At 68.1% G+C, this 13192-nt stretch carries 13 protein-coding genes and 2 pseudogenes; 9 read left to right on the top strand and 6 right to left on the bottom strand.

All coding sequences use genetic code 11. The annotated features are described in order from the left end of the window. Window positions 1-10 precede the first annotated feature (10 nt). Window positions 11-568, bottom strand: coding sequence for a PH domain-containing protein (locus CSC76_RS08090; RefSeq protein WP_162109524.1), 558 nt, complete (start codon window positions 566-568; stop codon window positions 11-13). 364 nt (window positions 569-932) lie between these two features. Here CSC76_RS08090 and CSC76_RS08085 point away from each other — a divergent pair, with 364 nt between their 5' ends. From CSC76_RS08085 to CSC76_RS08075, 3 genes and pseudogenes are all read left to right on the top strand, one after another. Further along, window positions 933-1715: a hypothetical protein gene (locus CSC76_RS08085; protein ID WP_162109523.1), complete on the top strand. Its 783-nt coding sequence runs from the start codon at window positions 933-935 to the stop codon at window positions 1713-1715. A gap of 139 nt (window positions 1716-1854) precedes the next feature. Continuing rightward, window positions 1855-3105 (top strand): putative DNA modification/repair radical SAM protein, encoded by a 1251-nt coding sequence (locus CSC76_RS08080; protein ID WP_162109522.1) that lies wholly within the window; start codon window positions 1855-1857, stop codon window positions 3103-3105. Window positions 3106-3113: 8 nt separating this feature from the next. Next, a pseudogene (locus CSC76_RS08075) lies at window positions 3114-3911 on the top strand (TIGR03915 family putative DNA repair protein); the annotation flags it as partial. A gap of 28 nt (window positions 3912-3939) precedes the next feature. On the opposite strand, the gene CSC76_RS08070 reads toward CSC76_RS08075, so the two are convergent. Continuing rightward, window positions 3940-4341: a GFA family protein gene (locus CSC76_RS08070; protein ID WP_162109520.1), complete on the bottom strand. Its 402-nt coding sequence runs from the start codon at window positions 4339-4341 to the stop codon at window positions 3940-3942. 158 nt (window positions 4342-4499) lie between these two features. Here CSC76_RS08070 and CSC76_RS08065 point away from each other — a divergent pair, with 158 nt between their 5' ends. Both CSC76_RS08065 and CSC76_RS08060 read left to right on the top strand, forming a co-directional pair. Continuing rightward, window positions 4500-5423, top strand: a complete 924-nt coding sequence (locus CSC76_RS08065) for a TolB family protein (RefSeq protein ID WP_162109519.1) — start codon at window positions 4500-4502, stop codon at window positions 5421-5423. Window positions 5424-5518: 95 nt separating this feature from the next. Beyond that, window positions 5519-7084 carry a M20/M25/M40 family metallo-hydrolase gene (locus tag CSC76_RS08060; RefSeq protein ID WP_162109518.1) on the top strand — a complete coding sequence of 522 codons (1566 nt, stop codon included), beginning with the start codon at window positions 5519-5521 and terminating at the stop codon, window positions 7082-7084. A gap of 66 nt (window positions 7085-7150) precedes the next feature. Here CSC76_RS08060 and CSC76_RS18875 read toward each other — a convergent pair whose 3' ends face one another. Both CSC76_RS18875 and CSC76_RS19035 read right to left on the bottom strand, forming a co-directional pair. After that, a complete protein-coding gene (locus CSC76_RS18875) occupies window positions 7151-7540 on the bottom strand; it encodes a DUF1428 domain-containing protein (RefSeq protein ID WP_238394915.1) in 390 nt (129 codons plus the stop codon). Then, a pseudogene (locus CSC76_RS19035) lies at window positions 7526-7888 on the bottom strand (DUF1428 domain-containing protein); the annotation flags it as partial. The gene CSC76_RS18875 and the pseudogene CSC76_RS19035, both read right to left, overlap by 15 nt. Window positions 7889-8028: 140 nt before the next feature. On the opposite strand from CSC76_RS19035, the gene CSC76_RS08050 reads away from it, so the two are divergent. Then, the gene (locus CSC76_RS08050; RefSeq protein WP_162109516.1) at window positions 8029-8760 is read left to right on the top strand and encodes a hypothetical protein; all 732 of its coding nucleotides are present in this window, start codon (window positions 8029-8031) and stop codon (window positions 8758-8760) included. Window positions 8761-8767: 7 nt separating this feature from the next. On the opposite strand, the gene CSC76_RS08045 is transcribed toward CSC76_RS08050, so the two are convergent. After that, window positions 8768-9871 carry a DUF1615 domain-containing protein gene (locus CSC76_RS08045; RefSeq protein WP_162109515.1) on the bottom strand — a complete coding sequence of 368 codons (1104 nt, stop codon included), beginning with the start codon at window positions 9869-9871 and terminating at the stop codon, window positions 8768-8770. Window positions 9872-9953: 82 nt separating this feature from the next. Here CSC76_RS08045 and CSC76_RS08040 point away from each other — a divergent pair, with 82 nt between their 5' ends. Next, complete coding sequence (locus CSC76_RS08040) at window positions 9954-10637, top strand: GNAT family N-acetyltransferase (protein WP_162109514.1); 684 nt, start codon at window positions 9954-9956, stop codon at window positions 10635-10637. Here CSC76_RS08040 and CSC76_RS08035 read toward each other — a convergent pair. Beyond that, a complete protein-coding gene (locus CSC76_RS08035; RefSeq protein WP_162109513.1) occupies window positions 10634-11671 on the bottom strand; it encodes a GlxA family transcriptional regulator in 1038 nt (345 codons plus the stop codon). The two genes, CSC76_RS08040 and CSC76_RS08035, sit on opposite strands and share 4 nt — an antisense overlap. 100 nt (window positions 11672-11771) lie before the next feature. On the opposite strand from CSC76_RS08035, the gene CSC76_RS08030 reads away from it, so the two are divergent. Together CSC76_RS08030 and CSC76_RS08025 are read left to right on the top strand one after the other, a co-directional pair. Continuing rightward, window positions 11772-12530 carry a sterol desaturase family protein gene (locus tag CSC76_RS08030; RefSeq protein WP_162109512.1) on the top strand — a complete coding sequence of 253 codons (759 nt, stop codon included), beginning with the start codon at window positions 11772-11774 and terminating at the stop codon, window positions 12528-12530. Window positions 12531-12597: 67 nt separating this feature from the next. After that, window positions 12598-12987, top strand: a complete 390-nt coding sequence (locus tag CSC76_RS08025; protein ID WP_162109511.1) for a SpoIIAA family protein — start codon at window positions 12598-12600, stop codon at window positions 12985-12987. Window positions 12988-13192 lie beyond the last annotated feature (205 nt).

Below are 13192 nucleotides of genomic sequence, written 5' to 3'. Positions count from 1 at the left end.
GATATCCCGGTCAATGCGGGCGCAGGTGTTCGCGTAGAAGCTCCGCGATCTCGTCCAAACGCGCGCGGATCGCGTCCAGTGCGTCGCCTTGATGGTACGGGACCTGGGATGTTGGTGTGCGCTGCATGCGCAAGCGTTCGCGACGGGCGAGGATTTCGTCGCGCAGCGCGTGCGCGTCGACAATGCCGACCAGCTGCATGCTGTGCGCCTGGCCCGGACTCTGGCCCGCGGTCTCCACGCGCAGGATGCTCAGGTGGTAGAGCCGCAGGATGGGGCCTTCGATGAAGGTCACGTCCTGGATGTTCTCCAGCGGGATGGTCTTCTCCACCCGGAACAGGATGCCCTTGCGGAACTGCAGCGTGCGATCGTCCAGCGTGCAGCCCAGCCGGTCGAAGTAGTGCCGTGCCCACCATTGTCCAGGCCCCAGTACCCATACCAGGATCAGCGGTGCGCCGAAGATGGACAGCAGCAGATACCACGCCACCATCGCCACCAGATACGGCCGGATCAGCGGATTGAACGTGGCATGCAGCGGGGGCGTCTCGGAAAGGGCGGGAGATGTCGGCACGGTCGCCTCCAGTCGGGGTGCGCGATTCTTGCATGCCTTGGCTCATCCGCGGTATCGCGCGCCCGGCGTCGCTGCGTTGGCATGCGCGTCGCTCAAACGCGCACGTCGTCGCCATTTGCTCCCCGCTCAATGGGAGACGCAGCGCATGCAGCGGTGATCTTCATCGGTGGCCTGGCGCGCTCTGCGCGTGCGCGACATTCCGCTTCCACCCATGCCTGTTAATGCACGTCGATAACGCGTGAAAGCAGTGCGCTCGCGGCGATTTCCGCATCGGAATGAATCCAAGCGGCGCGATGCCGCGTAGGGGAAGGGCCGCGTGCATGTCGCCGCGGAACTCCACCCATCACATCTGGATACCATCACCATGAACACAAGGCTGGCTGGCTTGATGCTGTTTGCCGTTTCCGCTCCGGCGTTTGCGGCAGGCCCGGAACAGGGCAAGTTTTCGATGTCGCTGTTCGGTGGCGCGGACACGCCCATCAGCGGCGACGTGCATGATGGCGCGGTGGCGCCCGTTCCCGACCTGGGACCGTTGAATCCCGATCTGGCCGGCGTCAGCGCCGAACTGCGCATCCAGCCGCGCAGCCACGAGGACATCTACGACCAGGCCTTCACCTACGGCCTGGAGTTCTCCTATGGGCTGAGCGACCGCGCCGAAGTCTTCGGCCAGGTGCGCCGCACCGAAGCCGACCCGGGCACGGTGCGCGTCGGCGGTGCCTTCGTGCCGGCACTCAACACCGAACTGCCGGTGTACGGCACCTTCAGCGATTACAAGGCGCTCAGCCTGGAAGCCGGTTATCGCTACTATTTCATGCAGCCCGGTTCGGCGCGTCCGTTCGTCGCCGGGCGTCTGGGCGCCACCCAGACCGACGACATCCGCGCGACGTTCGAGATCCCCGATGCCGCCATCACCATCGCCAACGCGCCGTTCACCGAGAAGAAGTGGGCGGCCACCGCCGGCGTGGACGTGGGCGTGCTGATTCCGGTCAGCGAGGCCTTCAGCATCACCGCGCAGGCGGGCGTGCGCTATGTCGCCGACCTGGAAGGCGACGACAGCGCCATCGGCGGACTGGGACTGGGCTCCATCAACGACACCGGCAAGCGCGTTTCGGTGCCGATCTCCATCGCGGCGCGCTTCGATTTCTGAACGCGACGTCCACGTCGTCTCGGCTTCGCGGACAGGACGCGACACGTCCTGTCCGCAAGGCGTCGGAATGTGGCGTCGGCTTCAGGGTCATGACGGATCGTCTCAGTCCCTGCATGCAGTCGCTCGCTAGAATCCGGCCATGCAACTGAAAGACAAGCTGGCGATCCTGGCCGATGCGGCCAAGTACGATGCCTCGTGCGCATCCAGCGGCGCGGGCAAGCGGCATTCGCTGGGCAAGGGCGGCATCGGCAGCACCGAGGGCATGGGCATCTGCCACTCGTACACGCCGGACGGACGCTGCGTATCGCTGCTCAAGATCCTGCTGACCAACTTCTGCATCTACGACTGCGCCTACTGCGTCAACCGTGTCTCCAGCAACGTGCCGCGCGCGCGCTTCGCCACCGCCGAGGTGGTGCGGCTGACGCTGGAGTTCTACAAACGCAACTACATCGAAGGCCTGTTCCTCTCCAGCGGCATCATCCGCAATGGCGACTACACCATGGAGCAGCTGGTGGAAGTGGCGCGGAGCCTGCGCGAGGACCATCGCTTCGCCGGCTACATCCACCTGAAGACGATTCCCGAGGCGTCTCCCGAGTTGCTGGCGGCCGCAGGACGCTACGCCGACCGCTTGAGCATCAACGTGGAACTGCCGACGGAAGCCGGCCTGAAGCAGCTCGCGCCACAGAAAGACGCGCCGGGCATCCGCGCCGCGATGGGCGAACTGCATACGCGCATCCTCGCGGCCAGGCCCAGCAAGCAGGAAGCGCAGCCGAAGCGCCGCCGACCGCCGAAGTTCGCGCCGGCCGGGCAGAGCACGCAGATGATCGTCGGTGCCGATGCCGCGGACGACCGCGCGATCCTGGTCAGCAGCGATGCGCTGTACCGCCAGTTCCGCATGCGCCGGGTGTATTACTCCGCCTTCAGTCCCATCCCCGATGCCTCCACCCAGCTGCCGCTGCGCGCGCCGCCGCTGCTGCGCGAGCACCGCCTGTACCAGGCCGACTGGCTGCTGCGGTTCTACGGGTTCGACGTGAACGAAATCGTGGAGGACGTTCCGGGGCAGGGCGGCATGCTCGACCTGGACATCGACCCCAAGCTGGCATGGGCGCTGCGCCATCCTGATCGCTTCCCGGTCGATCTCAACACGGCGCCGCGCGAGATGCTGCTGCGGGTACCCGGGCTGGGCGCACGCAACGTCCAGCGCATCGTCGATTCGCGCCGCCCGGGCAAGCTGCGCGTGGCCGACCTTGCGCGCCTGCGCGCGCCGCTGCAGAAGCTGCTGCCGTTCGTGGTGCTGCTGGATCATCACCCACGCCAGCGACTGGACGATCCGGCGCGCCTGCGTCGCGAGCTGGCGCCGGCGCCGCGCCAGGCCGATCTGTTCGGCTGAGGCACACGATGTTCCGCGCCACCGTCACCCCGGCCTGGGATCTGGATGCGTGGCGTGCGCAGGCGCGCCATGCATGGGAGGCCGGCCTGCCGCCGGACGTCGTGGAATGGCAGGCGGATGCGCAGGGAGAACTGCTCGCCAGCGCCGCCGTCACCGATCAGCCGGCACGCCGGCAGGGCCTGTCGGTGCCGGCGGATTTCATGGCGTTCGCCGCCTCGGTGCTCTGCCATCGCGATCCTGGCCGGCACGCGTTGCTGTACCGTCTGCTGTGGCGCATCGGCAACGGCGAGCGCGCGCTGCTGGATCGCGCCACCGATGCCGACGTGCATCGCGCAACGCGCTGGGCACAGGCCGTCCGTCGCGATACGCACAAGATGAAGGCGTTCGTGCGCTTCCGCCAGGCCGAGGGCGAAGACAATGCCTACATCGCCTGGTTCGAGCCCGATCACTACATCGTCGATCGCGTGGCGCCGTTCTTCATGCGCCGCTTCGCCGGGATGCGCTGGGCCATCCTCACCCCTTATCGCAGCGTGCAGTGGGATGGTGAACATCTGTGGGCGGGCGAGGGCGCCCAGCGTTCGGATGCCCCGGCCGACGATGCCGAAGACGCCTTGTGGCGCACCTACTACGCCAACATCTTCAACCCGGCGCGTCTCAACACCCGGATGATGCGGCAGGAGATGCCGCAGAAATACTGGAAGCATCTGCCCGAGACGCACCTGTTGCCGGATCTGGTCCGCGAGGCCGGCCGGCGCGTGCGCGACATGGACGAGCGCGAGGCGCAGGCGCCGCGGCGGCGGATTCCGGAACGCCTGCGCAAGCGGGAAGACTGATTCAGGGTTGTCTCGGGAACGCCTGCAGGGCGGGATCGATAGGGGCCCATGCCGGCGCCGAGTCGGTCCAGATGACGGTGGTCGGCACGATGCCCGTGGCATCGTCGAGCGTGCCCACGCGGATCACCATGCGCTCGGCGTTCTCGCGCGCCTCGCTGAACATCGGGGTCCCACACCGGGGGCAGAACGAGCGCCGCATGTGGTTTCCGCTCTCGGCCATGCTGTCCCAACCGTCCAGTTCACCGTCCACCCGCACGGCATCGCGCGGGACGAGCATATTCACCGCCGCATTGCCGGTGCTCCAGTACTGGCAGTCGCGGCACCAGCACAACCGCACCGCAAAGGGCTCCGCGCTCAGCGTGTAGCGCACCGCGCCGCAGCGGCATCCGCCTGTCCGGGTCATCCTCCACCTCCATCTCGGGCTACGGATACCGTATCGGCCAACCGGCTTGAGCGGAAGCGGCGCGCGGTTGAATCAGGCTCAAGGCTGGGTTGTGGAATGCTCGCTACCCGCTTGGGGCGAACCCGGATAGGGTGGCGCCGGCTCAAGGGAGACGGATCATGAGGATGTGCGTGTTGTTGTCCGCCTGCGGGATCGCGCTGGGACTCTGGTGTCGCGATGCGTGGGCGGGCGATCTGCAGGTGCCGGCGCCGCCGGCGCGCTGGACGCCGCAGGCCTTGAGCACCGATCAGTACGAGTCATCGCCGGTGTTCTCTCCCGACGGACGCGAGCTGATGTTCTTCCGGGCGCCCCCGGCGTTCGATCGATACCGGCTGCGCATGTCGCGTTGCGAAGACGGGCAGTGGAGTGAAGCCGGCGAACCCGCGTTCTCCGGCCCCGACGCTGCGCTGGAGACCGATCCCGCCTACAGTCCCGACGGCGGATGGCTTTACTACGCCAGCGACCGGGCGAACGCGGGCGATCTGGATATCTGGCGCGGGGCGCGCGGTTCCGAGGGACAGTGGGGTGAACCCGAGCGCCTTCCGGGACCGGTCAACTCCCCACAGACCGAACTGCTGCCGCGCCCGCTGGCCGACGGCCGCCTGCTGTTCGGCTCGCACCGGCCCGGCGGGATCGGGGGCAGGGATCTCTACATCGCCACGCCGCTTGGCAATGGCCACTGGGAGGTCGAGCCGCTGCCTGCGCCGGTCAACACTGCCGGCGACGAGTACGAGGCCGACCTGTCGCGCGATGGCCGCGTGCTGGTGGTCGTGGCCCATCGCGGTGTGCGTTCGCACCTGTACGTGTACGACCTGGACGCCGACGGCTGGCACGAGCGGGGTCGTGTGCCTGCGCGCGAGGACGTGTTCCAGGTCGGTCCCCTGTTGTCGCCCGATGCGAAGCGCCTGCTGTTCGCCCAAGCCGACGGGCCTGCATCGGGCGAGTTCTTCCTTGTCGAACTCGCGCCTGGCAGCGATCCCGCGTGGCCACCGGCCTGTGCCGGCCCGGACGAGGGCACGCGCCGCGGGGGCGAATCGCCCTGAACCACGCGCTGCCTGTCGCGAAACGCCGTCCGTGTCGCGGCGCATGCGATCCGGCTCGTGTAAGGTCCGGGCATGGCAACCCACAGGGAGTCGTGATGTCCGGCCTGCGTACGCTTTCGATCAGCCTTGCCCTTGCACTGTCGTGCGCCACCGCGCTTGCCGCCCGCGCCGCGGATTCCCCCCGCCCCGCTTACGCATGGACGACCACCGAGGCCTTCGACGTTTCGCGCGTGCCGACGTACGCAGGGCGTCATGATGCGGTGTACGCGCGCATCGATGCGGACCTGGAGGCGCATGTCGCGCACCTGCAGCGCTGGGTAAGGCAACGCTCCATCAGCGCGCAGGACGATGGCATCGATGCGATGGCGGCCATGGTCGCCGACGATCTGCGCGCGCTGGGGTTCGATGAGGTGAGGCAGGTAGAGACGCCCGGCCATCCCGGCGTGCTGGGCTACTACGATGCCGGAGCCGCCCGCACGCTGGTGGTATACATGATGTACGACGTGCAGCCGGTGGAGGACAACTGGCGCATCGACGACCCGTTCGCCGGATCGCTGGTGGAGAACGAACACGGCATGGTGCTGATGGCGCGCGGCGCGACCAACCAGAAAGGACCGCAGCGGGCGTTCCTCAACGCACTGGACGCGATGATCAAGACCACCGGCACGCTGCCGGTGAACCTGTACGTCGTCGCCGAGGGCGAGGAGGAACTGGGCTCGCCGAACGTCGGACGGATCTTCGAGCCGTGGCTGGATCGCCTGCGCCAGGCCGACGGCGCCTTCTTCCCGATGAACATCCAGCGGCCCGACGGCTCCGCGTCGCTGAACCTGGGCGTGAAGGGCATCGTGTACTTCGAGCTGGAATCGAAGGGAGGCGCGTGGGGCGGGCCGGCCCGGTCCGAAGTGCATGGCTCGGTGAAATCGCTGGTGGATTCGCCCACGCTGCGGCTGGTGCAGGCGATCGCCTCCATGACCACGCCGGACGGCAACACCATCACCATTCCGGGCTACTACGCGCCGGTGACGCCGCCGACCGTGGAACAGCAGCGCCTGGTCAATGCGCTGGCGGCCGGCGCCGACGATGCGGCGCTGCAGCGCAGCCTGGGCGTATCGCGCTGGATCGATGGGCTGACCGGACGCGAGGCCATCGTGCGCGACCTGTTCGAGCCGACGCTCAATGTGGATGGGCTGTGGAGCGGCTACACCGGCGCGGGCATGAAGACCATCCTGCCGCACGTCGCGACGGCCAAGATGGACTCCCGCCTGCCGCCCGGACTCGAGCCGGAGGATGCCCACCGGATGATCCGCGCGCACCTGGATGCGAAGGGCTTCGACGACGTCGTGATACGCCCCCTGTCCGGATATCCCGCCGCCTCCACTTCGGTCGACGCTCCCCTGGTGCAGGCCATGCGGGGCGTGCTCAACAAGTACGGGGCGCCTGCGCGGGGGTCGCCGGGGCTGGGCGGCAGCGCGCCGTTCTACCAGTTCACGCGCACGCTGGGCCTGCCGTTCGTGTTCGGCGGGCTGGGATACGGCACGGGCGCGCACGGGCCGGACGAGTTCATGCTGATCCATCCCGCGCAGGGCGTGAAAGCGGCGGGCCTGGCCGACATCGAGAAGTCCTACGTGGACATCCTGCATGCGCTGTCGGAGAGCCGCTGAGGCGCGCGACAGACGTTTCCGCACGCCATCGCCCGTCCGGGGACGGGCGATGGCGGTGTGCGAATCCTAGGCGCGCAGCTCCACCACGGGCTTGAATCCGCCGAACACCATGCGCTGTCCATCGAAGGGCATCGGCGGATTGTCCTTGTTCGACGGATCCATACGCGGGTCTTCCATCATCTTCTGCATGCCGGCATCGCGCGTGGCCTTGTCCGGCCACTCCACCCACGAGAACGCGACGGTCTCGTCGTCCTTCGCCTCCACCGCGCGGTAGAAATCCGTCTGCGTGCCGCGCGGCACGTCGTCGCCCCAGCCTTCGATGATGCGCGTGGCGCCGAAGCCCATGAAGATCGTGTCGAAGGTGGTGGCGTAATCGGTGAACGCGGCCTTGTCCTTCGTCGGCGCGGCGAGGATGAAGCCGTCCACGTAGGACGAAGGCGTGGCGCCGTCGCCCAGTTCCAGCGTCGGCACGAAGCCGCCATAGATCAGGCGCTTGCCGTCGAACGGCATGGGGTTGTTCTCCGGCGACATGCGCGGGTCGTCCATCATCTTCTTCATGCCGGCGTCGCGAGTCGGCTTGTCCGGCCATTCGATCCAGGAGAACACCACGCTTTCGTCGGGCTTGGCCTGCACGGTCCTGCGGAAGTCGGTGACCTTGCCATCGGGCACATCGTCCTCCCAGCACTCGATCACGCGGGTTGCGCCCTGTTCGATGAACACGGGGTCGCCGAGGCGGGCGTGATCGATGAACTTCTGCTTGTTGGCGGTGGGCACGGCGGCCACGAAACCATCGATGTACGGCATGGGGAAACCTCCGGAAACAGGGCATCGGGATGACGCCTTCCTGAACATGACGAACGAGGAGGGCGGAATTCGACAGGCGGCTGGCCGGTGTCCGCCGACGTGGGCGTTCAACCTGCCACGATCAGGACGAAGGTGGCGTGATGGCGGTTTCTGCAACGGGCGCGGCGCCGCGCCGACCGGGCCCGTGGGGCATCGGCAGCGGTGCGTGGATGTGGGGCCTGGTGGCCCTGGTGGGCGTGGGCTTCTGGAAGACCTATTTCAGCCGCCTGGGCCTGGCCGACGCGGTCACGCATCTGCACGCGGGCCTGATGCTGGCCTGGATGGCGATGCTGCTGGTGCAGCCCTGGCTGATCCGCACGCGGCGGATGGCGCTGCACCGGCAGATCGGCCAGTTCTCCTACGGCGTGATGCCCGGCGTGCTGCTGACGGCACTGTGGCTGTCGCAGCTGCGGATCGCGGCCGCGCCGCCGGAGATGTTCGGCCTGCAGTCGATGCTGCTGTACCTGGGCACCGCCGCGTCGCTGATGCTGGCCCTGTTCTGGGGCTTGGCCATCGTCCACCGGCGCGAACCGGCCCTGCACGCGCGCTACATGGTCGCAACGGCGCTGGTGATGATCGATCCGGCAGCCGCGCGCCTGATGCTGGCGTTGCTACCCGAGGGCGCGCGTTTCAATCCGTCATGGGGTGGCTATGCGGTGACGTTTGCAATCCTGACCGTACTGATCGTGTTCGATCGCGCGGCGCCCCGCGGACGCGGCGTGTTCCGCTTCGTCGCCGCGGTGTTCGCGCTGAACTTCGTGCTGATGCACGTGGTGCCGGGAACGCAGGCATGGCAGTCGTTCGCGCACGGGTGGGCGGCGCTGGGCGGTTGAGTCAGCCCTATCGCTGCATGCAACGTCGGTAACGTTCGTCCACGCGGGTGGCGAACCACGCGGTGGTCAGTTTGCGGGTGATCTTCGGGCTTTCCAGCGTGATGCCCGGGATCATCGCGCGCGGCAGCGGCGTGCCGGCGCGCGCTTCCGCCAGCGCGTAAACCCGCGCATACAGCGGGGTGTCGTCGAAATCGAGGCGGCTGCCGCGCTGCAGCGCCTCACGGATTTCGCGCTCGTCCAAGTGCAGCTCGCCGGCCAGGCGGCGCACGGCGCGCTCGGTCTGGCCGGGCTTGTCCATCGGGGCGCCGGGGTTCCGCAGGTCGCCGTCGAGCGCCAGCGTCACGCCGGCAGCGATGCCCACGGCGTTCTGGAACGCCGCATTGCGGCTGGCGTACCAGCCGGCGTTGTAGTCGGCGAAGCGGTGCACCTTGCGCGTGTAAGGCGTCTGGTAGCCCAACAGATGGGCAATGCCGAAGTACAGGCCTCCGCGTCGGGTGAATACTTCATCGCGGATGCTGCCTTCGACCGGATAGGGATAGCGCGAGGCATTTGCTGCCGCGAACGGGATGCCCACCGGCATCGGCCCGCCGGTCTGCACCGGGTTGTAGTCGGCGAACAGCCGCTTGCCCAGCGGCACGCTGCCGATCAAGTCTTCGTAGAGTTCGCTGAGGTCGCGCTCGGTGCGCACCGAGCGCAGGCGCTCGGCATAGCTGCGGCCGTCGGGCGAGCGCACTGCCAGTGCCGCGTCGACCATGAACTTCGGTACGTGCAGGGCGGCCGCGCGGCGGTCGATCTCGCCACGGGCGATCTTCGGGAGGTTCGCCACCGCTGGGTTGGCGACGTAACCGGATTCCTGCTCGGTGATGGCCAGCACCGCACAGATGTTCTCGCTGGTGGGCTCGATGCGCTGCGCGGCGAACGCGGTCTCGATGTCGGCGGCCCAGCGGTCGCGGTCCGACACCTTGGCCGGCATGCGCCGCACGATCTCGCTGCGCGTGTCGGCAGGCGGTCGCGTGGGGGCCGGCGGTGCGGTCACGCAGCCGGCCAGCAGCAGGATGGACGCGGAGGTCGCGGCGCGGAGCAGGGAACGGAAGGCGGGCGATGTGGTCATGGGCGCAGCATACGGAGCGCCCCCGCCGGATGCACCGGGGCTCCCTGCAGGGATAATCTTGATTCCTCCCGCGTGCACGTCGATGACAGCGCCCCTCGACACCCCGTTCTGGTCCGCCCTCGCTTCGATCCATGACGGCATCGCCCTGCGCGCCGGCGAGGTGGCACGCTATCCGGCCGACTACGCGCCCTTCCTGGGCGTAGCCAATGCGGACGTGCGCGTGGGCGATGCGCTCCGTCGCCTGGTGACGCCGGGAGAGTCGGTGTACCTGCTCGGGGTGGTACCCACGCTGCCGCCGGGATGGCAGCTGCAGGCGTTCCGCCCGCTCGCGCAGATGGTGTGCGACGCGCCGCTCGCGCCCACCCAGGGGCCGGAGATCGTACCGCTGGGCGACACGCACCGCGAAGACGTGCTGGCATTGACCGCCCTGGTGTATCCGCATTACTTCCGCCCGCGGACGATGGACCTGGGGCGCTACTTCGGCATCTACCACGAAGGCCGGCTCGCCGCGATGATCGGCGAGCGCCTGGGCGACGAAGGCCGTCGCGAGATGAGCGCGATCTGCACGCATCCCGACTTCCATGGGCTTGGCTACGCGGGCCACCTCACCACCTGGCTGACCAACGACACGCTGGCGCATGGCCGGCAGCCGTTCCTGCACGTCAGTTACGAGAATCCGCGTGCGCTGGGTCTATACGAACGCCTCGGTTACCGCGTGCGGCGCGACATCGGGTTCTGGTCGCTGCGCCGGATCGACGCGGGCTAACGCGCGCCCGCGTCCCGCAGCATCCGCCGCATGCCGCCGAAGCGCCGGCGGTACTGGGCCGGCGACAAGCCCACCTTCCGTCGGAACAGCCGGCTGAAGTAGGCGGCGTCCTCGTAACCCACGGCCTGCGCGATGGCTTCGATGGCCTCGTCGCCGGTTTCCAGGTGCTGCTTGGCTTCTTCCAGGCGCAGCGTGTGCACGTACTCCAGCGGCGACAGTCCGGTGGCCTGCTGGAAGCGGCGCGCAAAGGTGCGCTCGGCCAGGCCGCTGGCCTGCAGCATGCCGGCGACGGGCGAGGGTGTATCGTAATGCTGCGCGATCCACACCTGCGCCTGCGAGACGGCCGCGTCGGAGGTCGTTCGCGTGCGCGCCAGGCTGGCGAACGGCTGCTGGCCGGTCTGGTGCCAGTCGATCAGAAACACGCGCGCGGTCTGCATCGCGCATTCGATCCCGGCCACGCGCGCGATCAGGTAGAGCGAAAGGTCGTGCCAGCTGGAGCCGCCGCCGCCCATCACCAGCCGCTGGTCGGGGCCGGCAGTGACGACGACGCGCTGCGGGTGCACGCGCACGTTGGGGTGACGCGTGGCGAGCGCGTCGCAATAGGCCCAGTGCGTGGTGGCGTCGTGTCCATCGAGCAGCCCGGTTTCGGCGAGCAGCATGGCACCGGTGCAGGCCGCGGCGATCACGCTGCCGCGTGCGTGGCAGTCGCGCAGCCAGCGGGCTTCTTCTTCGTAGCCGTGCAGGGCGATGTCGCCGGGATAGATCGCCAGGTCGGGGATGCAGATGTAGTCGGGCGCGGGCAGGTCGCGCAAAGCGACCTGGGGGGTGACGACGATGTCGTTGACGACGTTCAGTGGCGCGGTGTCGCGCGCCACGATCAGCGGATGAAAGGCCGATTCGCCCGGTGGCAGGCCGATCATCGGCGGCCAGTCGCGGCCGGCCGAGTGGAACAGGTCGTACATGCCGTACAGCACCGAGGCGGCGGCGCCGTGGGTGGCGAGCAGGGCGATGGTGGGGCGTTCACGGCGCGGCATGACGGAAATGTCAGGTTGGCGGCGGAAATGGCTGCGGTGGCACGGCGCAAGGGTCCGTATCGTGCCTCCTCCCCCGTAGTAGACCAGAGCCGTTACCGCCATGCCAACGCCCCTTGAACTCCTTCTGCATCCGCTGTCCTTCGCCTTCTTCGGCATGTACGCCGTGCTGATGCTGTGGGAGGCGATCGCCCCCGCGCGTGTCCTGCCGCGCATCGCACGCTGGCGTACGCGCGGCCTGCTCGCGGCGGTGTTCTACTTCCTACTGTCCTCCTATCTGCCGATGCTGTGGACGCAGTTCCTGCTGCCGTTGCAGCTGTTCGACCTGAGCCATCTCGCGTGGCCGGTCGGCGGGCTGGTCGGGCTGCTGGTCTACCAGGCCTGCGCCTACGCCTGGCACCGCGCCATCCACGGCAACGACTGGCTGTGGCGCTTCGGCCACCAGCTGCACCACAGCACCGAGCGGCTCGATACGTTCAGCGCCTTCTGGTTCAGCCCGTTGGACACGGTGGGCTGGACGGCCGTCGGCAGCCTGGCGCTGACGGTGATCGTCGGCCTGAGTCCGGAAGCCACGACGGCGTCGCTGCTGGCGGCCACGCTGCTGGCGATGCTGACCCACACCAACGTGCGCACCCCGCGCTGGCTGGGCTGGTTCGTGGAGCGGCCGGAGATGCATTCCTGGCACCATGCGCGCGGCCTGCACCGGCAGAACTATTCCGAACTTCCGGTGTTCGACCTGTTGTTCGGTACCTTCCACAATCCCCGCGAGTTCGCTTCGCAGACTGGCTTCCACGAAGGCGGCTCTTCACGCTTCATCGAAATGGTGATGGGGCGCGACGTGACCCGCGATCCCGCTTCGTGAAGTCTTCTTGACGCCGTCGTGCACGGCGGCGGCTATGGTCGCCGCTTCCGCATGAGGGAGTGTCTGCATGATCGAAACCCTGACCAGCCCGCCATACGTGGCCGCGTACCGGTTCACCGGCCAGCTCAGCGGCGAGGACTACGATGCCTGCATCGCCGACCTGGAAGCGCGGCTGGCGCAGTTTCCGCGCATTGCCGTGCTGAGCGACCTCAGCGACATGCAGGGCGTGTCGCTGGAGGCGATCGGGAAGGACCTGCGCTATGCGGCATCGAAGCTGGGCGAGTTCGGCCGGTTCGCGCGCGCAGCGATCGTCACCGACAAGCGGTGGCTGGTGACCGTGACGGAATTCGCAGCACACCTGATGCCGAATACGGAGGTGCGTACGTTCGCGCAGGACGAGCGCATACTCGCGCTCGCATGGGTTGCGGAACTCGATCCGCATACTCCCGAGCCCTGAACCTCTAGAGAAACAAGGCCCCACTGAGCGCCGCCAGCGTCATCCCCAGTCCCATGAAGGCCAGTCGGTGCAGCAGCGAGAAGGGGGCGGGTGCGCGGTGCATGGTGCTATGCAAACCTGATTGGCGCGAACGCGCCGTGAAGCCCCTGTGTCAGTTCCAACGCCGCCGACGGGCGGCACCGGCCAGGCAGTCAGGCGGTCAGGC

Source organism: Pseudoxanthomonas mexicana, from assembly GCF_010093385.1.
GTDB classification, from domain to species: Bacteria; Pseudomonadota; Gammaproteobacteria; order Xanthomonadales; family Xanthomonadaceae; genus Pseudoxanthomonas_A; species Pseudoxanthomonas_A mexicana.
Note: the sequence above shows the minus strand (reverse complement) of the source record. Positions and strands in the feature narration are given on the sequence as shown.